Annotated in this window: 18 protein-coding genes, 1 tRNA gene and 1 other RNA gene; 5 read left to right on the top strand and 15 right to left on the bottom strand. The window is 44.2% G+C overall.

The window, feature by feature from the left end; all coding sequences use genetic code 11:
• Positions 1-55: 55 nt before the first annotated feature.
• The 10 genes from ACS8FC_RS01070 to coaD all read right to left on the bottom strand — a co-directional run bounded on the left by ACS8FC_RS01070 (position 56) and on the right by coaD (position 8,726).
• Positions 56-1,837: a polysaccharide biosynthesis/export family protein gene (locus tag ACS8FC_RS01070; RefSeq protein ID WP_439295609.1), complete on the bottom strand. Its 1,782-nt coding sequence runs from the start codon at positions 1,835-1,837 to the stop codon at positions 56-58.
• A 151-nt stretch (positions 1,838-1,988) separates the two neighbouring features.
• Positions 1,989-3,095 carry a capsule biosynthesis protein gene (locus ACS8FC_RS01065; RefSeq protein WP_439295608.1) on the bottom strand — a complete coding sequence of 369 codons (1,107 nt, stop codon included), beginning with the start codon at positions 3,093-3,095 and terminating at the stop codon, positions 1,989-1,991.
• Positions 3,073-3,744 (bottom strand): ABC transporter ATP-binding protein, encoded by a 672-nt coding sequence (locus ACS8FC_RS01060; RefSeq protein WP_075103441.1) that lies wholly within the window; start codon positions 3,742-3,744, stop codon positions 3,073-3,075. Before ACS8FC_RS01060 ends, ACS8FC_RS01065 begins: the two co-directional genes overlap by 23 nt.
• 45 nt (positions 3,745-3,789) lie before the next feature.
• Positions 3,790-4,602 carry an ABC transporter permease gene (locus tag ACS8FC_RS01055; protein ID WP_299218154.1) on the bottom strand — a complete coding sequence of 271 codons (813 nt, stop codon included), beginning with the start codon at positions 4,600-4,602 and terminating at the stop codon, positions 3,790-3,792.
• 250 nt (positions 4,603-4,852) lie between these two features.
• Positions 4,853-4,929 (bottom strand) — tRNA-Met (locus tag ACS8FC_RS01050).
• Between the two features lie 137 nt (positions 4,930-5,066).
• Positions 5,067-5,428, bottom strand: an RNA gene (gene rnpB, locus ACS8FC_RS01045) — RNase P RNA component class A.
• 82 nt (positions 5,429-5,510) lie between these two features.
• Positions 5,511-6,248: a dethiobiotin synthase gene (gene bioD, locus ACS8FC_RS01040; protein ID WP_439262754.1), complete on the bottom strand. Its 738-nt coding sequence runs from the start codon at positions 6,246-6,248 to the stop codon at positions 5,511-5,513.
• 43 nt (positions 6,249-6,291) lie between these two features.
• The gene (bioA, locus tag ACS8FC_RS01035; protein WP_439295607.1) at positions 6,292-7,596 is read right to left on the bottom strand and encodes an adenosylmethionine--8-amino-7-oxononanoate transaminase; all 1,305 of its coding nucleotides are present in this window, start codon (positions 7,594-7,596) and stop codon (positions 6,292-6,294) included.
• 264 nt (positions 7,597-7,860) lie between these two features.
• Entirely contained in the window at positions 7,861-8,109 is a 249-nt protein-coding gene (locus tag ACS8FC_RS01030) for a YfhL family 4Fe-4S dicluster ferredoxin (protein ID WP_439262758.1), read from the bottom strand.
• A 26-nt stretch (positions 8,110-8,135) separates the two neighbouring features.
• Positions 8,136-8,726, bottom strand: coding sequence for a pantetheine-phosphate adenylyltransferase (coaD, locus tag ACS8FC_RS01025; protein WP_439295606.1), 591 nt, complete (start codon positions 8,724-8,726; stop codon positions 8,136-8,138).
• A 281-nt stretch (positions 8,727-9,007) separates the two neighbouring features.
• Here coaD and smpB point away from each other — a divergent pair, with 281 nt between their 5' ends.
• Complete coding sequence (gene smpB, locus ACS8FC_RS01020; RefSeq protein WP_299218160.1) at positions 9,008-9,484, top strand: SsrA-binding protein SmpB; 477 nt, start codon at positions 9,008-9,010, stop codon at positions 9,482-9,484.
• A gap of 83 nt (positions 9,485-9,567) precedes the next feature.
• On the opposite strand, the gene rarD is transcribed toward smpB, so the two are convergent.
• Positions 9,568-10,566, bottom strand: a complete 999-nt coding sequence (rarD, locus tag ACS8FC_RS01015) for an EamA family transporter RarD (RefSeq protein WP_439295605.1) — start codon at positions 10,564-10,566, stop codon at positions 9,568-9,570.
• A 268-nt stretch (positions 10,567-10,834) separates the two neighbouring features.
• Between rarD and ACS8FC_RS01010 the strand changes: the two genes are divergently transcribed.
• Positions 10,835-11,302, top strand: coding sequence for an Lrp/AsnC family transcriptional regulator (locus ACS8FC_RS01010; protein ID WP_439295604.1), 468 nt, complete (start codon positions 10,835-10,837; stop codon positions 11,300-11,302).
• An 8-nt stretch (positions 11,303-11,310) separates the two neighbouring features.
• Here ACS8FC_RS01010 and ACS8FC_RS01005 read toward each other — a convergent pair whose 3' ends face one another.
• The gene (locus tag ACS8FC_RS01005; protein WP_439295603.1) at positions 11,311-11,619 is read right to left on the bottom strand and encodes a hypothetical protein; all 309 of its coding nucleotides are present in this window, start codon (positions 11,617-11,619) and stop codon (positions 11,311-11,313) included.
• A 241-nt stretch (positions 11,620-11,860) separates the two neighbouring features.
• Here ACS8FC_RS01005 and ACS8FC_RS01000 point away from each other — a divergent pair, with 241 nt between their 5' ends.
• The 3 genes from ACS8FC_RS01000 to ACS8FC_RS00990 all read left to right on the top strand — a co-directional run bounded on the left by ACS8FC_RS01000 (position 11,861) and on the right by ACS8FC_RS00990 (position 15,860).
• Positions 11,861-14,299, top strand: coding sequence for a YgiQ family radical SAM protein (locus tag ACS8FC_RS01000; RefSeq protein WP_439262769.1), 2,439 nt, complete (start codon positions 11,861-11,863; stop codon positions 14,297-14,299).
• A 320-nt stretch (positions 14,300-14,619) separates the two neighbouring features.
• On the top strand, positions 14,620-15,060 hold the full coding sequence (locus ACS8FC_RS00995; protein WP_439262771.1) for a hypothetical protein: 441 nt from the start codon (positions 14,620-14,622) through the stop codon (positions 15,058-15,060).
• A 260-nt stretch (positions 15,061-15,320) separates the two neighbouring features.
• Positions 15,321-15,860, top strand: a complete 540-nt coding sequence (locus ACS8FC_RS00990) for a hypothetical protein (RefSeq protein ID WP_439262773.1) — start codon at positions 15,321-15,323, stop codon at positions 15,858-15,860.
• Positions 15,861-16,029: 169 nt separating this feature from the next.
• On the opposite strand, the gene ACS8FC_RS00985 is transcribed toward ACS8FC_RS00990, so the two are convergent.
• From ACS8FC_RS00985 to ACS8FC_RS00975, 3 genes are all read right to left on the bottom strand, one after another.
• Positions 16,030-16,893 (bottom strand): MauE/DoxX family redox-associated membrane protein, encoded by an 864-nt coding sequence (locus ACS8FC_RS00985; RefSeq protein WP_439262775.1) that lies wholly within the window; start codon positions 16,891-16,893, stop codon positions 16,030-16,032.
• A 341-nt stretch (positions 16,894-17,234) separates the two neighbouring features.
• On the bottom strand, positions 17,235-19,340 hold the full coding sequence (gene ligA / locus ACS8FC_RS00980; RefSeq protein ID WP_439262777.1) for an NAD-dependent DNA ligase LigA: 2,106 nt from the start codon (positions 19,338-19,340) through the stop codon (positions 17,235-17,237).
• Between the two features lie 180 nt (positions 19,341-19,520).
• Positions 19,521-20,540, bottom strand: a complete 1,020-nt coding sequence (locus ACS8FC_RS00975; RefSeq protein ID WP_439295602.1) for a cell division protein ZipA — start codon at positions 20,538-20,540, stop codon at positions 19,521-19,523.
• Positions 20,541-20,733 lie beyond the last annotated feature (193 nt).

Raw genomic sequence — 20,733 nt, 5'->3', positions numbered from 1 at the left:
TCTAATATCCTTGTCAACTATTTATGTCTTAACTTATATATCAAGCATTACATAGTTATAAGTCTAAAATAACTTTAGCCGCGACTGCCAATTGATAAACAATTTGTGATATTCCGCGGGTAATTTCGACGCGCTTGGTTTTGACCTTTGGTAAGACCATAATCTCATCACCCTGCTGGATACGATAAGCGGTATTGACCACTTCGTTCGCGCCATTTTGATGAATCACTAAGATTTCTTTAGTATCCGCATTGTCTCCAAAACCACCTGAATTGGCAATATAATCACCAGCGGTAAAGTCCGGATTAAAGGTGAGCGCGCCTTGTGAACGTACTTGACCATTAACAGTAATCACTGATGTTTGCGCAGGTATTTCGATGACATCGCCTTGCTGAAGGATAATATCCTGCCAAGAGTTTGGTACAACTACTATCTGACCGTCAGGTCTCACAGTACGTGCCTTGGCCACAAACTGCTTGACCAAATTGGCATCGTCTTGGCGTAGCGCTGCCTCCTCACGCGTCGTTGATTGAGTAGCAAGCGTTAATTCTTCTAAGCGATCAAGTGACTCATTAATCATGCGTTTTTGCTGTTCGGCCACCGACTCACGGTAAATAGTCAAGTGCGTAAGCTTCGCTAATGGACTTGGTTGTAACTGCGGAATGATATCTTTTAGACGAGCGCCATAAGGTACGACCATAGCGCCATTACCAGTATGAGCACCTTTTACTTGTACCGCGATAGTGCCTGCATAGCGGTCTGAGGTAACGACCATTTGATCACCATTATAGACAGGTACATTTTGTGCGTCGGCAAGCGAGTAATATTCTGCCGTTTGTGCGCGTCCTGCACTGCGAGTGATGCTGACGTTGGTTGCATTGGCAGCTGGGTTCGCAACTTGTAATACGTCACCAATGGTCAAGTCATTGACATCAAATTCAAAAGTATATTCGTTCTGAACCTGTCCGCTCACAGCGAAAGTTTTTTTCTGCGGTGCAGCCGTGATCACATCGCCATCGCGAAAAGAGAATGGCTGCAGCTTACCTGCTAATAAAAAATCATATAAATTGACTTGCTGTAATAGCTGACCATTACGCTTGATTTGAATATCAATATAACTGCCACGTGTTGGGTCAACGCCGCCTGCCCGATCTAAATATGAGAGCACTGAGTCTGCTGCGAGCCCGCCATAATACCCTGGTTGTTTAACAAAACCTGTAACAAACACTTTAACAGGCTGGGCTTGCTCTAATGAAGCATAAACACCGACGTTTGAGCGATAAATACGGTTAACAGCACTTTTGACGACATTCTGTAGGTTGCCATTTTGTACACCAGATACCCGTACTGGACCCACGTTGGGTAAGAATATATTGCCTTGCGGATCAACAGTCATAGTCGATGCAAACTGATAAGCACCCCACATACGTACTTGTACATTATCACCAGGATTGATGACGTAGCTGTCATTAAAAGTAGAACCTGATGTGGTAGAAAACGCACCGCGAAACAATTGCTCACCGAACATCAGGTCTTGCGTATTGATGTCTTGATAAGGACGCGTGGTATTAATGACTGATTGACTTGGTAAACTGGCCGCATTGACTGCCTCTTGTGTCGTAGCCTGACCAGGAACACCGCCTGCGAATGCTTGAGTCGAGACATTGATATTATTACGGTTTTGATCCTGACTGGTATTGTTGGCACTGGTTCCAAAGCTAGACCCTACCATCTGTTCTGCATAGCTGGTTGCAGCTATTGCTGGAAGACTAGTAGCGGCCATCGTCAAACTGATCACTTTAATCATCATCACGATTGGGCGTGGTTTCATGTTCATGAGCGGTATTCCTTTGCTGATCTGTCGATCATTGCTGATATCTAATTATATAAGTCAAATTGATCAAATCGTTTATAGTTGTTAGATACATTAAGTTGCTAACGACTTGTAGTACTAACAACCAGTGTTTTTTCTAACCACCAATGCCAAACTAGCTACGATGATCACGTATGACTGCCATGACTAATCGTACAAAGCCATAAAGCATTATTAATAACGCCAGCGATGTCCAGATAATGTAGGCACGGCGCGGATACAACGCATCTTCAGCCTCATAAGGGGTTGAGATGACGATCAGGTTCTTCATTTTCTTAAAGGCTTCTAGACGTGCTTTTTCAAGTGAAGATAGCGACAGTTTATAGAGCTCAGTCGCAAAATCGACATCCGCTTTAATCGTTTCAAACTGTACTGCTTGACGATTCAATTTGGTCGTACTTGGGGAGGTCAGCTTGGTTTGTTCTTGAGTGATTTGTTCTTCTACCGCTCTAATCTGACTTCTTATCGACACCACTTGCGGCGCATCAGGGTTCAAGTAACTAAGCAGTTGCCGCTCTTCAGTGCGTAGTGAGCTTAACTGCGCTTGTAAACTACCAATCAGTTGATTTACTATCTGCGCATTGGCTTGCGGATCATAGATCTCATTAGTATTTTGATAAGTAAGTAGCTGCTCTTTAGCTTCATTTAGACGATCTTGCGACTCATCTAGCTGAGTTTCGGCAAATACGAGCTGGTCACGAGCGACTTCTTGCGAGATACGGTTGACGAACTGCTCAGACTCACCCAAGATGGCTTTATTGAGCTCATGAGCGTAATCTGAATCAAAGGCTTCTGTTGAGACGCTAAGGATGTAACTTTGCTCATCTAAGTCGATATGAACGCGCTTTTTGAAGTACTCAAGTAGCTCCTCTTGTGACGCTTCAGGGTTTATCTCATAGATAGGGTCTGAGCCATCGACATAATAAGATTCTCGAAACTGAAACTTATTATCGAGACGTTTGATCATGTCATTGGACAGGATATATTCGGTCAGATAAGTGGCATCTTCCTTACTGGTGCTATTAACGCCCAGTAGCGCTGATAAACCGCCGCCAGAGGGTACGCTTGCATCACTCACTTGTTTGACCACTACGTCAGAAGTCGAAATAAAGCGCGGATGTGCAAGCGTCATGACATAAAAAATCACCAAGACCCATGGAAGGATTACCAAGCCGATAAACAGCGAGAAGTCAATAATCTTATTTTTTCGCTTTGTGGACATGCTCTTCATATACCTCAATCGCTTCTTTTGTATCGTTAAACACGAGTGCTGTTTGATCCATTAACACAATACCAATATCGCAATTACGCTTAATATCACCAATATTATGCGATACTATTAAAAATCCTGCTTGCGCACGGCGAGCCGCCAAAATATCCTCACTACGCTTACGAAAAGCAGCGTCACCAACGGCACCTGCTTCATCGAGCATATAATAATCAAAATCAAACGCTAGACTTAAACCAAAAGTCAGACGTGACTTCATTCCCGATGAGTAGCTTTTGACCGGCATATCAAAATAATTACCGATATCAGCAAACTCTTCAACAAAACGAATTTTTTCATCAATATAAGGACCGCTTGAATATAATCGACAAACAAAACGTACGTTTTGACGTCCAGTCAAGCTACCCTGAAAGCCACCTGCAACGCCGACTGGCCATGAAATCGTTGAGTCAGTAATAATCTCACCGTGGTCCGGCTCATCAAGTCCGCATATAATGCGTAGCAAGGTAGACTTACCAGCACCGTTACGGCCTAGCAAACCCACACTTTGTTTATCACCAATGGTCAGGTTTAAGTCTTTAAATAGATAATGCCGACCTTGCTTGGTCATAAACGACTTGGAAACGTTTTTTATCTCAATCATTTACTTCTCTTTTAGTACAACTTATATAAATTGGTATCTATCAATTCAACGAGAACGAATCATGTCACGTTCAGCAAATTTATAAAGCAGCAAGCCTAAAAAGTTGACACTAAACATCCATTTTAGAAAGTAACCTATATCAATGTGATAGGCTGGGTAGTTGGGGGCAAATGCATGCCTGATAAGTTCAATGTTATGAATAAAAGGGTTATATAGTAAATAACTAAAATAGGGTTCTGGAATAATATGAATAGGATAAATAATTCCAGACGTGAAATATAAAATGGTAAACAATATAGTAATTACCTTACTAATTTCACCACCATAATATCCAACAACCATCATAATTAAAGCAATACCAAAACTAAATATAAAAAGTGTCGCCCAACAAAATAGTACGATATGTAAGTTTTCTAAACTGGCATAGATATCAAAAAAAGCTAAGCCCAGCAATAATAGTATCGAGGTAAAAAAATAAATAACGAGCTCTAAAAATGAGCGAGCAATGATGACATCAATGTGTTTGATTGAACGATACATCAACAGGCCTTTATTGGCTTCAACAGCCCCTAACGCTCTTGTAGCTATCTTCTGAAACATTCGAAAGGGAACCATTCCGGCTACCAAAAACAGAGAGAAATCCATTCCAGGAACCAAACGCTCACGAATCGCACCAAAGATTACTAAAAATATCAATACCTGAAAAAGCACTTCTAACGGCGCCCACAGGTAACCCAAACGATAACCACCAAAACGCGTTTGTAGCTCACGCATTAGTAATGCATGAAAGGCGGCGCCCATGACTTTAAGGCCACTGCGATGTTTAATAGGACGATAAGGAGGCAATTGTACAGACATAGCGTTACAGGACTTCACCAAAAACAGCCCCTATGATAAGTAAGAGGGACATAAGTTACAAGAAATAATCTGTGAGTAGGTAGATAAAGCTATGATTTAGCAAGAAATTGGCAAGTAAATAGCAGTAGTAATGATTGTTTATTGAGCTTGTATCATTCAGACAGACATTGTCTATTAATTTATTTCAGACAAAAAAAAACCAACCACAAAGGATTGGATTTATTCGTACTACACGTTACTGCTATATAGATGGTGGCGATGGAGAGACTTGAACTCTCGACCTCACGATTATGAGTCGTGCGCTCTAACCAGCTGAGCTACATCGCCATTTAAGGCTCGGTATTATGCCGATACAGGTGACTGACGTCAACCCCCCAAACAGCATTTTTTGCAAAAAATATGAATTTCGTTCAAATTAGCTGCAATTATTAGCACTATTAGTGATAAAACACTAACAATAAAAAAGGTTTGGTAAACCGATAAGCCGGGTTCTGTCGTGGACGATCATTCCTCTAGGCGTATCATCGCTGATACGCTCAAGCAACCTACCCGCATCGAACGCGGGCCGCGCCATGCCGATGCCTATTTGGTCTTGCTACGCGTGGAGTTTACCATGCCGTGAGATGTTACCATCCACGCGGTGCGCTCTTACCGCACCCTTTCACCCTTACCTCACGTGCTGACGCGAGGCGGTCTACTCTCTGCTGCACTGGTCGTCGGGTTACCCCGCCCAGCCGTTAGCTGGCACGCTGCCCTATGTAGCCCGGACTTTCCTCCCCTGCAAGTCTGTTAAACAGTATGCAGCGGCGATCGCCTAGTCTACCAAGGGCGCTAGTATAACAAATCTAATCGCAACCTAGTAATAAGTTTTACGCTTATTTGCACTTTTAAGACCAGATTAAGACTTTTTAAATAAAATTCGATGGTAAAACCCACGCTTTATCTACTGACGCTGTTTGGTTGTCAGGCAGTGTTGTATCGTTTAGATAAGGCAACTGTAACCAATATGTGGTTGGATAATACTGTTGTATGTGATTTTTTAAAAACTCAATTGTACTAGTAGCTATCTCGTTATCGGTATTAAGACTCGTATCATGTATGGGATTATAAACAATACTATGCACAGACAATCCACGCGCTTTTATCGCCTCTAGACTAAGCAGCGTATGATTGATACTGCCGAGGCGACCAGAAGTGACTAATACTATAGGATAGCCTTGAGTAGCAATAAAATCTAAGGTTAATAGTTGCTCTGTAATAGGTACGAGCAAACCACCTGCGCCTTCTAATAGCACCACATCATAATCGGCTTGCAAACAGCGCGTAGCATTGTCAACGACTTTGGGGTCTAAGACTGCGTTGGCAAGTTTTACAGCCAAATGCGGTGAAGCAGGCTTTTGATAACGATAAGGACAAGTTGTAAAATCCAAATCATAAGACTGTAGAGGAATACCCATTAACCTACGATGAGTGATGATGTCATCAGCGATACTCATTGTGCCGTTATTATCGATCGTCACGCCGGTCTGTACCAGCTTTTGGGTAATGACACTGATGCCTTGTGTCATTAACGCTTTAGCAATCATTCCAGTCGCGTAAGTTTTACCGATGTCGGTATCAATACCAGATACAAATAGGACGCTCATTATCTACCTTAATAAGAAACTTATTTTTGCGTATTTTCAATTTTTATTGCGCCAGTTGTAAGGTTTGCAGATAGCTTGTCACTACCTTTAACAACGCTTGGCACAATGTGTTAAGTTCACTATCTGTAATCACATAAGGCGGCATAATATAGACCAATTTTCCAAAAGGTCTGACCCAAATACCATTGTCAATCAATAACGCTTGAAAAGTGGGCATATCAACGGCCATCTCTAGCTCGATTACGGCAACTGCCCCCAAACACCTGACCTCTTTCACACCATCTAACGCCGTAGCAGGCGCAAGCTGCTGCTGCATCACAGCTTGCATATTTGCCGTACGCGCCTCGATATCATAAGACATGATTAAATCAATCGATGCACAAGCGGCCGCGCATGCCAGCGGGTTACCCATAAAGGTCGGCCCATGCATCAGCGCTGGATAATCACTGTGATGAATAGTATCCGCGATTTGTCTTGTACATAAGGTGGCAGCAAATGTCATATAACCACCTGTTAGCGCCTTACCAATGGTCATAATATCAGGACAGATATTTGCATGTTCACACGCAAACAGCTTACCGCTGCGTCCAAAGCCTGTGGCAATCTCGTCAGCGATTAACAACACGTCATACTCATCACATAGCTTACGTAACAGTTGCAGGTATTCAGGACTATAAAAGCGCATACCACCTGCGCCTTGAATAATAGGCTCAATAATAAATCCGGCTAATTTATCACTATTGTTGGCAAAAAACTGGGTTAATTCATCGCGCACGTCTTGCGTTAACTTATGCTCAAACCCCATAGGCGGCGCAGAAACAAAATGCTGCGTCGGCAATTGCGTGCCATACAAACTGTGCATGCCATTGACCGGATCGCAAATACTCATGGCATGCCAGGTATCGCCATAGTAGCCTGAATGGGTCGAGGCAAATTGGTTTTTATCAGTACGTCCAACCGCGATTTGGTATTGCAGCGCCATTTTTAGCGCTACTTCCACAGCGATGCTGCCACTATCAGCATAGAATATCGCATCAAGTCCTTTTGGCACTATCTTTAGCAGTTTTTCGCCCAGTTCTATCGCCGGCTTATGCGTCAACCCTCCAAACATGACATGCGCCATTTTGCCCAGCTGCTTTGTGATAGCAATATTTAGTTTGGGATGATTATATCCATGTACGCTCGCCCACCACGACGACATGCCATCGATAAGGCGCGTACCATCTTCAGTGACGATGTAGATACCCTCTGCATGATCAATAACGATATTAGAATAAGTGGGCGGTAGACTGGCATAAGGATGCCAAAGATGATGGTGGTCAAAATCGCTGGTAGAAGTATTTGTCATAGCACACTCTTAAACATCAAACGTGTGGCAAATTGAGTGTCCATTTTCATCATATTATTCCTAGTTTTTAGCACTTTCATACAGTTAGTACTTTCGTATAGATAGTGAACTCAATTTAAAATAGATAAAGTGCGACTGGGATGATTTTTTCGTAGCCGCTGTGATAGCAGCAAGTAAGGAAAATTTATACCAGTCGCGTACAACTATTAACGTATCGATTTTATTTTGAGCTGAGCATTTATCAATAGCATAATCTACAACGCATCACTGACCGGTGATACGTTTATATTTAGCCAGTAAATCGCCTTCAGTCTCAACGTGATTTGGATCCTTGGGTATACAGTCCACAGGACAGATGACCACACATTGCGGCTCATCAAAATGACCGACACATTCCGTACATAGATCGGGGTCGATAACATAAATATCGTCCCCTTCTGAGATCGCTTCATTTGGACAAGCTGGCTCGCATACGTCACAGTTGATACATTCGTCAGTGATTAATAACGCCATAAACTGCTCCTATTAAATAAGTAGGGTTATGAGCCAAGTTTGTTAATAAAAGCTTGTGAGACGCACTTGGGCACAAACTTACTCACATCACCATCAAGCTTGGCAATCTCACGAATCATCGTCGATGAGATAAATGAATAATGCTGAGATGGGGTCAAAAATACCGCTTCAAAGCGCTCATCAAGCTCACGGTTCATATTGGCGAGCTGAAACTCATACTCAAAATCTGACATGGCGCGCAAACCACGTAATACCGCGGTGGCATTTTTTTCACGCATAAAATCGACCAGCAACCCTTCAAAGCCCACGACTGATACTTGCGGTAAATCAGCAAATACCGTCTCTACCAGAGCAACGCGCTCCTCAAAACTAAACAACGGCTTTTTATGATGACCTGAGGCAACAGCGATCACCACTTCATCAAACAACTTAGTCGCACGGGTGACCAAATCGACATGTCCATTTGTGATGGGATCAAAAGTACCTGGATATAAAATTTTGGTATGTAGCTTTGAAGATTTTGAAGATTCTAGAGATTTGGTAGCGTTTGAAAGCTTTGACGCATTAGAATTTGGAAGGTTAGAATCTAAATCGTTAGAAGAAGTTGCTGGATTCATGGCAAGGCTAATTTATTGGTTAATAATAGCGCTTATGCTAACAAATTTTGGTTAAACATAATACTTATCTATGGTCAGTACTTAGTATAACTTTTAATCCAAATCTACTGAATATCGATAACGCACGACTACATTTGCCCTAACATTTTTAGTAGTAGCTTTGCTACAATAGTTGGTTCGACTCATCCATCTTAGCATGACAAAAATATAATCCGTATTAGGGTTAGGGTGAGGAACAGTTAGACAAGGACACGGTATGTTGTAGTCCTTATGGAGAGATTATGTCAAAAAAATCAAGAAAACCGGACAATCAAATTTGCTCAAATAAAAAAGCGCGGCATGAATATTTCATTGAGGAGACGTTTGAGGCAGGATTGTCGCTACAAGGTTGGGAAGTTAAGGCTATTCGTGCCGGTAAAATGACCATTACCGAAGCTTATATTATCTTTCGTAATAATGAGGCTTTTCTTTTTGGCGCGCATATTCAGCCGCTGCTCAGTAGCTCAACGCACGTGAGCCCTGATAGCATTCGTACCCGTAAGCTGCTGCTTAATCGTCGCGAAATCGAAAAGTTGATGGGCGCGGTTAACCAAAAAGGTTATGCTTGCGTGCCATTATCATGCTACTGGAAGCGCTCTATGGTCAAGTGTCAAATTGCACTGGCGGTGGGTAAAAAACAACATGACAAACGCAAAACTCTTAAAGATCGTGACTGGGAGCGTGATAAGCAGCGCGGCTTTAAGCAGCATTTAGATTAAAAAATTTGTCACCATGCAATAAAAAACGGCTATCGTTATGATAGCCGTTTTTACGTTAATGTGCTTAGAGCTATGTAAACCCGCTACGCTGACGCCGCGACTTGCTTGCGTTTGGTCGCTCGCAACTGCTTGACCCCGTGCGCAATTAAAAATGCAATCCCTGTCCAAATCAAACCATAGCTAAAGAGCATGCCTGACTCAAACGGATTGCCCAAAATGGTGATGGCAAGGATAAAGAGCAATGCCGGCTCCAAATAACTCATCATGCCATAGACATTGACGGGCAGCATTTGACTGGCATCAACATTGGTTTTCATCGCCAGCACGCTTAAAACACCCAAGCCAATCAGCATCATAATAAAAAAGCCCGAGCCGCCAACCAAACTTAAGCTATCCGGCGCCATAAAAAATAAATACCCCAAAGCAAATGGCGCAAATATCGTCAAATCTACCAAAAGACCAGTAACCGCACCAACCCCCTGCAAGCGGCGCAAAATATAATATAACGGATACGTGCCGCACACCCAAAGGGTTGCCCATGAGATGCTTTGGGTGCGAATGATTTCACTGCCAACGCCTAACGCGGCAAAGCCCACCGCTAGCCACTGCAAGCGGCTTAATTTTTCACCAAATAAGACACAGCCAAACACCACCATCATCAGCGGAAATAAAAAATATCCCATCGCGGTTTGTACGCCTTGGCCATTGACCGGTGCCCACATAAATAGCCAAAACTGACTTAAAAATATTGGCGTTGGCAATAATAGCCACGCCCATTGCTTGAGGCTGCCAAGCGATTTTAATTTATCAATGTGCCCTGTCAGCTGACTGCTAAAAGTTAAAAAACCAACCAGTGCCGCCCACATCGCCAGCATGCGCCAGATAAATACCTGCGTACCTGATAATGGTGCCAAAAAGCTACTGTAAGCATATAGCACCCCAAATAAAACATTGGATAAAATAGCTAATGCTGCGCCCATCATCAGCGTTCGCTCCTGTGCGCTACCCGACGCCCATACCGCAGGCATCGGCAGCCGTGACAAGGTCGCGTGAAGCGCACCGGATAAAGTAGACGTTGACATAAAAGCACCTTGATTTAGCGAGTGAGTAGAAGAAGATCGGTTATAGGGTTTATCGGTTAACCACTCTGAAATGGTTAACGACTATCATACAGACGTCCTCCAATAAAAAATCTCTATAAAACCTCGTTTATAACTTTATTTATCATAATTTTCGATATTTTCTATACTTATTATCATATCCTCTATAATAGTGATAATAACTACATTTTTTATATTTATGATTTAAGCATGCGCTAATAACCATTACGATTTAACAGAGTATGATCCTATGAGCCAGTCTTTAGACGCCACCGACAAAGCCATTTTAAACCTCCTTCAAGACGATGCCACGCTGCCGCTAAAGACGATCGCCGAACACGTCCATGTGTCCATCGCTACCGCCCAGCGCCGCATTCAAACACTGACAGACACAGGCGTGATCACCAAGCAAGTCGCCATCGTAGATCCTAATAAGGTCGGCTATAGTTTGACGGCGATTGTGATGGTTGAGATGGCGCGCTCAAATAACTCGATGCAGCACCGATTTGAGCGCTTAATGAACGCGCAGGCGCAAGTGATGAGCTGCTATGAGATGTCGGGCGATGCCGACTTTATGCTGATGGTGAGTGCCAAAAACATGAGCGATTATCATCAATTTACGCGCAATCTACTGACGTATGAGAACAACGTGCGCAACTTTAAAAGTCAGTTTGTGATGAACTTTACCAAAAGTGGCACGAAGATTTATTTAGATTGATCCATATGCTAAGGCTGCTTGTTTGGCGTTATCAGATAAAGCAGAAAAGGGATGGCAAAAATAATCGCTATAAAGGCGTAAACAAATAAGACAGACAACCATGTACCGACATGAATGCCGCCATGCGTCATATTTATCCAATATTCAAAAGTGATCAGCGCCATGCCCGCTATGGGCACCAGCATCGCTATCATTAAATATTTATAAGTAAAGGATTTGCGGCAAAAACGACCTTTTTGATAATAATAAACCGTCGTTATTAGATAAATAAGCACGACAACTGGCATAAAGTACACAAGTAAAATCATCGAGAGCATTTTCGATTCCATTAAGTAAACCGCACTATCAATAAAATAGGCCTTTATGGTTCACTATACCCCATTTAATCCATCATTTTACCTTATGCTATCAATCACTTATCGAAGACTTACTATAAATCAGCATTCACACCATGAGTGCAATTCATGGTAAGATGAGCGCCTTTTTATGCATCAGCGACTGCGGCAATACATTGTCCATCTGTCGCGATTGCCAACACGCTATTAATAGGGTCACCTCATGTCTGCCGATACCATCGCTCGCACCGCCTTCAAACAAGGCGTCAAGCCACTATATGACTACGATAAGCATTGGGCAAGCTGCTATGAGCCTGCGCCTTATTTGCCGATGACGCGTGCTGAGATGGACACGCTGGGCTGGGATGCGTGCGATGTGATTATCATCTCAGGTGATGCCTATGTCGATCATCCAAGCTTTGGTATGGCAATTATCGGGCGATTATTAGAATCGCAAGGCTTTCGCGTCGGCATCATCGCGCAGCCAGATTGGAAGAGCAAAGACGCCTTTATGGAGCTTGGCAAACCGGTCTACGCCTATGGCGTGACTGCAGGTAACATGGACAGCATGATCAATCGCTATACCGCCGATCGCAAGATTCGTAGCGATGACGCCTACTCGCCTGGCAATGTCGCGGACAAGCGCCCTGATCGCGCCGCCATCGTCTATAGCCAGCGCTGCCGTGAAGCTTATCCAGATGTGCCGATTATCTTAGGCGGTATCGAGGGCAGCCTGCGCCGTATCGCCCACTATGACTACTGGTCAGATAAAGTACGCCGCAGTATTTTATTAGACAGCCGTGCCGATGTCTTATTATATGGTAACGCTGAACGTGCCATCGTCGATGTGGTGCATGGGCTATCCAAAGGCTATACGTTTGAGCAAATGAGCAGCTTACGCGGTACGGCTTATTTATTAACCCCAAGCCGCCGCCATTGGCAAGCGCATATGACGGAAGTCGCGAGCAACGATGTCGATACGGTCGGCCGCGTTGACCCTATCATCAATCCGTATGTGATGACCGAAGACGTTGATAGCTGCAAGATTGAACAAGAAAAGCCTAGCGACTCGCCAGTTGGGCAAGCCATGACTGGCATGTCAGCCCAGTACAAGGGCTTTGTCGCAGAACCCGTCACCAATAAAGTACTGAACGCCGATCAAGTCGATGATGACACGCAAGTGGTACAGATGCGCGGCTTTGATAATAAAAGACTCACTGCGCGTAAGCACAAATTTAAAATGCCGCCACGTGATAAGACCGTCATTCGCCTACCTGATTATGACCATGTCAAATCAGACCCTGTACTTTACGCGCATGCCAGTCGAATTCTGCATTTAGAGACTAATCCTGGTAACGCGCGCGCCTTGGTGCAGCGCCACAGTAGCGGCGCGGGCAACTCGTTTACCTCCATCGATGTCTGGCTCAATCCGCCGCCGATTCCACTGTCTACCGAAGAGATGGACTACGTCTTTGACTTGCCCTATGCGCGCCTGCCGCACCCAAGCTATGGCGATGCGCGTATTCCGGCTTTTGATATGATTAAATTCTCCGTCAATATCATGCGCGGCTGCTTTGGTGGTTGTACGTTTTGCTCGATCACGGAGCATGAAGGGCGCATCATCCAAAACCGCTCTGAGGACTCTATCCTGCGTGAAGTCGAGGCCATCCGCGATACTGCGCCTGCGTTCACTGGCGTCATCTCCGACTTGGGCGGGCCGACGGCCAATATGTACCGTCTCAACTGTAAGGACGAGACTATTGAGAAAAACTGCCGTAAGCCGTCCTGCGTCTATCCCGATGTCTGTGAAAACCTCATCACCGATCACAGCAATTTAACCCAGCTATACCGTAAGGCGCGTGATATCAAAGGTGTGAAAAAAATCCTTATCGCCTCCGGTCTGCGTTATGATTTGGCGGTCAAAGACCCCGAATATGTCAAAGAATTGGTCAGCCATCATGTCGGTGGCTATCTAAAGATTGCCCCAGAGCATTCTGAAGAAAATGTCTTATCTAAAATGATGAAGCCTGGCATGGGCAGCTACGATAAATTCAAAGCCATGTTTGAGCAGTACAGCCAAGAGGCTGGCAAAGAGCAGTATCTTATACCCTACTTTATCGCCGCGCATCCGGGTACCAAAGATGAGGACATGATGAATCTGGCGCTGTGGCTAAAATCTCACGACTACCGCGCCGACCAAGTGCAAGCCTTTTACCCTAGCCCCATGGCGACGGCAACGACCATGTATCATACCCATAAAGACCCGCTACACAAGGTCAACCGCGAGGGCGGTGATATTGATATCGTCAAATCCGGCAAGCAGCGCAAACTGCACAAGGCGTTTTTGCGCTATCATGACCCGAAAAACTGGGCCTTACTGCGCCGCGCTTTGCAAGACATGGGACGTAGCGACCTAATTGGCAAAAACCGTGGTTGTCTAATACCGCCATTTAATGCGCATTTAGAGGGCCGTGATGCCAGTCAGGACAGCTATCAATCGGCACGTAAAAAGAATAGCCGTATGGGTAATGACTCCGTCAAACGCAGTGGCAAATCAGCGAGCCAAAACCGCAAAAACCAGCCTAATAGCGCGCGCAAAAAAGTCAGCCGTGGTAACTTCCAAACCCAGCATACCGGGTTGCCACCGCGTAAAACCAAATAGTATTGAATGTATAAAACGATGAGCGGAATATTATTGGCTCATCGGATTAATACCATTAGCAGCACTTATTGGCTTCCCAGTCGATAAGTGTTTTTTTGATCAAAGTAGTTCATGCAGTACATACGTCTGTTGTACAGAATTGGCCAATTAAAATACTCTGAGAGTAAAATTACATTAACCAGCGATTACGTAACGTGAATAACAGCTAGCAAACAATTTCTAACAATCTACAAGCTCTACTTTCGCTAATATGTGCGCTATATGCTTAATGCATTGTTAAATACAAATAAACGATATGATTTGATTCTTTGGAGAAAATTATGAACACCTTAACTAAGATTGCGACTGCTCTACCTGCCCTTGCTTTACTTAGCGCTTGTGCTACTACCGCGCCTACGCCTACCGCACCAAACACTCCTACCACGCCAAGTACGACAACGCCTACTTCAGAAAGCGTAACTGATGCAGCCTATGATCGTATGGCACCGGCACCTTATACTTGTACTGATGATAGTCAAATCCTTGCAAAACAATCTATCAATAAAAAACAAGTGATGTTGACTGCCACCCTACCTAAAGTGAACTGGTCAGAGCAGCCAATTATTTTAAATGGCGGCGTAGAGGGCGATACGGCAAGTTATGTCAATGAGTCAAACCCAGAAGTTGTCTATGCATGGCATATGAAAGGCGATAAAGGTATCCTAGCCATGAAATGGGCTGATGGTAAAGAATATCAAGTAAACTGCCAGATCGGTAGATAATGGTTAAGGTTGAATCGTTAACCTTGCGCATTTAAACGATATAAAAACAAAATAAGAAACAGCGAACCGAGAGCAGTCATCGAAAGATGGCTGTTTTTTTATGCGTCTAGGTCTAGATGGTTTGATAGATGGCACTATGCTGTGTTCCATATTTTTAAGATAAGAAAAGATATTTTGCTTTATTCCGCTAGAGAAGCCAAAAGAAAGCTGTCAAAATAGCGCTTATATAAAAATTTATGATTAATAAAGAGGATACGTCGATGACGAAGCGCCTAATAAGTATGATGATAATCGCTACTACAAGTATATGGGCGCTAACAGGCTGCGATAACGCCACCGACTCTGTTGATACTACCGACCAAACCACGCAAACAGCCACGGCAAACTCATCAGCATCAGAAGTCGATACGATAGACTGGTCATTAATAGATAGCGGTGAAAAGCCTGCTGATCGCGCCAATTATAAGTATCCGTTTGCAATCGATAGTCAAAACGTCCTTGATTATGCGGACTACTTTAAAGTGGACGCTGCGACCGCTCAGCATAACCTAACCGTGAGCATGGCAAGTAACGAAGCACTGTCAAAGGTGCTTGATCAAGTCAGCGATAGTTATACTTCTCATGAGCTGACTGATGGTAAAGATATGAAGCTTATCATTCATACTACGCCCGATGTCGCTGCCAGTAGCTATGATTATGTGCTATCCGATGACTTTGCTAAAGGGCTGGTGTTACCCATCGTGATTCAGCCGGATGGTGAGAAAGGTGATGTTGAGGTGCATGGAGAGATGCCACAATAAGAGGTTTAGAATGGTCACTAGTAAGCTCTATCCGCCATAAGTTTTACTGAAGCAAGTTTTTCATTTTTATGTCGAGCAAAGTACTTATTTATCTGCAGGCTGATATAAAAGTTTAAGGATTTTCTAATATTGGAGGGTACGCAAAGCGCACCCTCCTAAAAACTACTTACTAAAGCAAAGCACGAATAAGCATATAGCTACCCATACCTACCATCATCACGTTTTCAGTTAATGAGATAGCCCCTAATGGCACATTACTATCTCCGCCTACGCAGGCACATTTTAGCTCTCGCTTATCAATATAAACCGCTTTGATCACTGAGGCGCCGCCGATCAAACCAATCGTTAACGCTATAATACCCGCTATCGGATTGAGCCAAGGCTGATCAGCAAGCATGGCAATACCAGCAATGGCTTCTAAAAACGGATAGACATAAGCATAACGCACGACTCTTCTGGCCAATAAATCGTAACCCAAAAACCCAGTCGTAAAGCTTTCTAAATCTTCAAGTTTTTTGATGGCCAGCACACACATAGATAAGGCAACAAACCACATCAAAGCTTGCATGGACAATACACTAATTGATAGTGCCCAACATAAAGCCAAGCTCATTAAAGCGGTAACAGAAAATATGGCGATAATGGGCGCATAGGTAGTGTCATCATTGCTTTTGGCTTCGCTATTGCCTAAGAATACTTGTAGTTCCTCATTGCCGCCAATACGCTTGCCCTCAATAAAGGTTTGCGGTGTGGTTTCAACTCCCAATGTATCTTTGACTAAACTGTTTTGGTCTTGTGTGGTGATATGGCGATCGACAATGTCGTAGCCAGCATGCTTGAGCGCGTCCAGCGACTTTAATCCGAACGGACATAGATGATCTTCCATTACCATCCGGAAGATGATGGCGCGTTTGCCGTCACCGTTGACATGCTCACCGGGCAATTTATTGATGAGAAAATCAAGCTTGTCTTGGCTGATAGAGTTGGTGTTGGTTTTTTCAGCGTCGTTATTATTATCGTTGTCTGCGGGCATGATTTACTCCTTTTTACAATTGTACAATCCATTATAAAAAAGAGCGCAAGGCTTGCGGGTAAGCGTATGTTATTGATTTTTAGAGGGTAATAACATTGGGGTTAGTGGTGAGAGATTGGTTGGCTTTTAGAGTTTTATAGGGTGAGTTAGCTAAAGCCTAAATCACCCTACGTTTCTAATTTATAATTGGTGTGCGAGGGACGAGCATGTTATTAAAGTATGACCTAACCAGCAAATCCCCTCTAAGGGATTTGCACTTGCGAACCTGAGGAGGAATAAGCAAAACACTGTTTTGCCCGACGCAAGACAAGAGCCATGCTCGCAGTTAGCAGTGCAATTTTTTAACGGTTCTCATCCCCAACCATCTTTAAAAACTCATCCTCATCCACCACCTTAACCTCTAATTTTTCCGCCTTAGTTAATTTCGAGCCGGCCTTCTCCCCTGCCAGTAGCGCCGTGGTTTTAGCAGAAACGCTACCAACAACCTTTGCTCCGAGTGCTTGTAGTTTTGCTTTAGCTTCATCACGCGCCATGCTATCGAGCGCGCCGGTGATGACCCACGTTTGCCCATCGAGTGGTAGCCCTTCTGATGCGACTTGCTCAACTTTATCCCAATGGACGCCAGCCTCACGTAGTGCAGTGATGACTTCGATATTGTGCGGGGCACGGAAGAACTCATGGGCAAGCTCAGCGGTAATCGCGCCAACGTCAGGAGTTTCAATAAGCGCGTCCATATCGGCTGTCATCAGGCTATCAAGATCACCAAATTGTTGGGCGAGGTTTTGTGCTGTACCTTCACCCACACCGCGAATACCCAGCGCATAAATAAATCTGGCTAAGGTGGTCTTTTTACTGGCCTCGATAGCGCTGATGATGTTTTGTACGGATTTTTCACCCAACTTTTCAAGGGTAATCAACTCTTCTTGATGGTTATGCAATTGATAGATATCAGCGACGGTTTTGATAAGTCCATGCTCAAAAAAGCTAATAAGCCAACGCTCGCCTAAACCATCAATATCCATCGCCCGACGCGAGACAAAATGAATCAATGCCTCGGTCTGCTGCGCGGGACAAAACAGTCCGCCAGTACAACGCGCCAACGCTTCATCTTCTGGCAGGATGACAGGTGAGTCGCAGACAGGACAAGTAGAGGGTAGCTTAACTGGCTCAGAGTCTTCTGGACGCTGATCATGCCAGACGCGCGTGACTTTTGGAATGACGTCGCCTGCCCGGTGTACGCTGACCATATCGCCTGCACGCACATCTAAGCGCTGAATTTCACCAAAATTATGCAAAGTCACATTACTAACGGTGACGCCGCCAACCTTGATGGGTTCTAATTTACCAACTGGGGTAATCTGTCCCGTACGCCCGACCTGCCATTCGATAGTATGCAGACGGGTCATGACGGTTTCGGCGGGGAATTTATAGGCAGTTGCCCAGCGCGGCTCACGTGACAAAAATCCAAGCTGCTGTTGTAAGGCTAAGCTATTGACTTTAATTACCACACCATCGATTTCAAACGGTAGCTTGGCACGCTTTTCAATCACAGACTCATAGTACTCTTGAGTTTCGCGTGGGTTTTTTACCACTCGTACGGCACTGACACTAAAGCCAATGTCACCAAGCCAAGCTAACGCGGCCGATTGCGTCTCAATAGTTTCAGGTAGACCTTGATTTACCGAGTAGCAATAAAAAGCTAGCGGACGACTGGCGGCTATGCTTGGATCAAGTTGCCTCAAGCTACCAGCCGCGGCATTGCGCGGATTGGCAAAAGTTTTGTCGCCCTTCTCTTCGGCAAGGCGATTAAGACGCTCAAAGCCTGCCTTAGGCATCAGCACCTCACCACGTACTTCTAATAGTGGGATATCAGCGGCATCAGCGAGCCAAAGTGGCAAGTTACGAATCGTTTTAGTATTTTGAGTGATGTCTTCACCCGTTTGCCCATCACCGCGCGTGACTGCTTGCACAAACTTACCGTGCTCATATTTTAGTGAGACTGCAAGCCCATCAAGCTTAAGCTCCATCTCGTATTCAGGATTTTGCTGTGCATCGCTCAGACGGTCGTTGATCCTGCGCATGAAAGCATGCAGCTCGTCATAATCAAATACGTTGCCAAGCGACAGCATTGGAATGTCATGGGTCACTTGAGTAAATGCCGACAGCGGCGTATCACCGACTTGATTGATAGGACTGTCCGGCTGCACCAAATCTGGATATTCTTCTTCAAGCTCAAGCAAAGAGCGACGTAACTGATCGTATTCACTATCGTCTAAAACAGGGTTATCAAGCACGTAATAGGCATAATTGTGCGTCTTGATGGCATCAATAAGCGTGCGCATTTGAGTGATGATGTCGTGATGAGCATCAGAATTAATCGAAGGTTGTGAAGCTACTTTTTGATTGGTTTGGGTTTGAGAGGTGGTCGGTGCGATAGGGTCAGTCATAGTCGGCGTCTTTACAATTCAAGATGCCGATATGATAACAATTTTGCAGGTTACTCGGATAGAGTTTTACAGAAAATGAGGACGATTGAAAAAGGCAAATAACGTAACATCAATATACTATCTGCGTTACCTTATTTGCCTGTTGAGATACTACTGGTACGGTTTGATTTTCAATATTTATTAGATTTCATAGTCGCGAACTTGATTACGCAATTGTTGTTTATATTCAGGAGTGATCGATTCATTGTTTTCATCAAGTATCAGCGCATTTAAATCATCCGCCATCATATAAGCAATGCTCATCATACTATCAAAGCTACGCAGCGCTTGTGGATGCGGCAGTGATAAAAATACTACCACCCCATTATAAGTGTTAGTCGCCACACTATGCGGATCAAACGGCGCGATACCACTATCGGTGATACCCATCATACTAAACCACAGCATGCCGGTGCCGTCTTTTTGCTCATAGCGGTGGAACATATTCATGGCCCCAAAGCGTAGGCCATATTTATCAATCAAAGCCAATAAATCGCGGCCACGAATGATTTCTACAGGGCGATCACGGTACTGACGCGGCAAGATAGTAATGTTGATATTGTCTTTGGCATTGATAAGTGGGCCATTTTGCGCTTCATCGACAGGCTCTAACAGATGCTGATCTAGTATCGGGCTGTTGTCATCAAAGCTTGGCTCTTCAGCCGTATCAATCACTGGCATCAAGCTATCCGTCGCTGACATAAGGCTAGAAAACGCATCAAGCTCTTGCTCATTACCAGCTTGCATGTGGCGAGCTGCTTCTGAAAACTCAGCATTATCTGCACGTTGCTGCTCAGCTTGCCAGCGCGTATAGTCTTCATCATTGTTGTCATCAGTATCCACGCCAATCTCACCGCGACCTTGAGTCAATTGTGCATCGACAGTGGTATGGGTCTCGGTCAACGGCTCATCTTCGATAACCGCATCGAGATAGTCACGATTGGGCGCAATGGTGGTCTCACCTGGAACTGTATCATCAAAATCTGGTTGATCGACAATATTACGCTCGTGACGCGGTATGATAGGTATACCATTTTTATCATAATTGACTACCGCAACCTCCGTACCATTCCGACGCTTAAAGCTACGAATGACCATAAACAGGCCTGCAAGCACAACAAATGCAGCAACGGCAATCAAAACAAACTGAATAGCGGTCATGAGAAATACATCCTAATAACTATGATAAAAGGGAATACACAAAATGGAATAAATGGCAATAGTCTAGCATGGCTGACTAACCTCGTCACCATATAGTAATTGTTTATGGTCAGCGCGACATAGTTGCGTTACGTTACACTCTCAGCACTCACTATAATACTAAAGTCTGTATAAAATCCGATACCAGTTATCA

This window comes from Psychrobacter sp. 1Y4 (assembly GCF_051847555.1).
The sequence above is the reverse complement of the archived record's forward strand: the minus strand, read 5'-3'. Positions and strand labels throughout refer to the sequence as shown.

Bases quoted from the DNA above. Each gene is read 5' to 3' on its own strand.
- bioD (WP_439262754.1), bottom strand. From the start codon at position 6,248: ATGAGCGTCCTATTTGTATCTGGTATTGATACCGACATCGGTAAAACT.
- ACS8FC_RS01060 (WP_075103441.1), bottom strand. From the start codon at position 3,744: ATGATTGAGATAAAAAACGTTTCCAAGTCGTTTATGACCAAGCAAGGT.
- ligA (WP_439262777.1), bottom strand. From the start codon at position 19,340: ATGACTGACCCTATCGCACCGACCACCTCTCAAACCCAAACCAATCAA.
- coaD (WP_439295606.1), bottom strand. From the start codon at position 8,726: ATGAATCCAGCAACTTCTTCTAACGATTTAGATTCTAACCTTCCAAAT.
- ACS8FC_RS01005 (WP_439295603.1), bottom strand. From the start codon at position 11,619: ATGCTCTCGATGATTTTACTTGTGTACTTTATGCCAGTTGTCGTGCTT.
- ACS8FC_RS00975 (WP_439295602.1), bottom strand. From the start codon at position 20,540: ATGACCGCTATTCAGTTTGTTTTGATTGCCGTTGCTGCATTTGTTGTG.
- ACS8FC_RS00985 (WP_439262775.1), bottom strand. From the start codon at position 16,893: ATGCCCGCAGACAACGATAATAATAACGACGCTGAAAAAACCAACACC.
- ACS8FC_RS01030 (WP_439262758.1), bottom strand. From the start codon at position 8,109: ATGGCGTTATTAATCACTGACGAATGTATCAACTGTGACGTATGCGAG.
- bioA (WP_439295607.1), bottom strand. From the start codon at position 7,596: ATGACAAATACTTCTACCAGCGATTTTGACCACCATCATCTTTGGCAT.
- ACS8FC_RS01070 (WP_439295609.1), bottom strand. From the start codon at position 1,837: ATGAACATGAAACCACGCCCAATCGTGATGATGATTAAAGTGATCAGT.
- ACS8FC_RS00990 (WP_439262773.1), top strand. From the start codon at position 15,321: ATGACGAAGCGCCTAATAAGTATGATGATAATCGCTACTACAAGTATA.
- ACS8FC_RS01000 (WP_439262769.1), top strand. From the start codon at position 11,861: ATGTCTGCCGATACCATCGCTCGCACCGCCTTCAAACAAGGCGTCAAG.
- ACS8FC_RS00995 (WP_439262771.1), top strand. From the start codon at position 14,620: ATGAACACCTTAACTAAGATTGCGACTGCTCTACCTGCCCTTGCTTTA.
- ACS8FC_RS01055 (WP_299218154.1), bottom strand. From the start codon at position 4,602: ATGTCTGTACAATTGCCTCCTTATCGTCCTATTAAACATCGCAGTGGC.
- ACS8FC_RS01065 (WP_439295608.1), bottom strand. From the start codon at position 3,095: ATGTCCACAAAGCGAAAAAATAAGATTATTGACTTCTCGCTGTTTATC.
- ACS8FC_RS01010 (WP_439295604.1), top strand. From the start codon at position 10,835: ATGAGCCAGTCTTTAGACGCCACCGACAAAGCCATTTTAAACCTCCTT.
- smpB (WP_299218160.1), top strand. From the start codon at position 9,008: ATGTCAAAAAAATCAAGAAAACCGGACAATCAAATTTGCTCAAATAAA.
- rarD (WP_439295605.1), bottom strand. From the start codon at position 10,566: ATGTCAACGTCTACTTTATCCGGTGCGCTTCACGCGACCTTGTCACGG.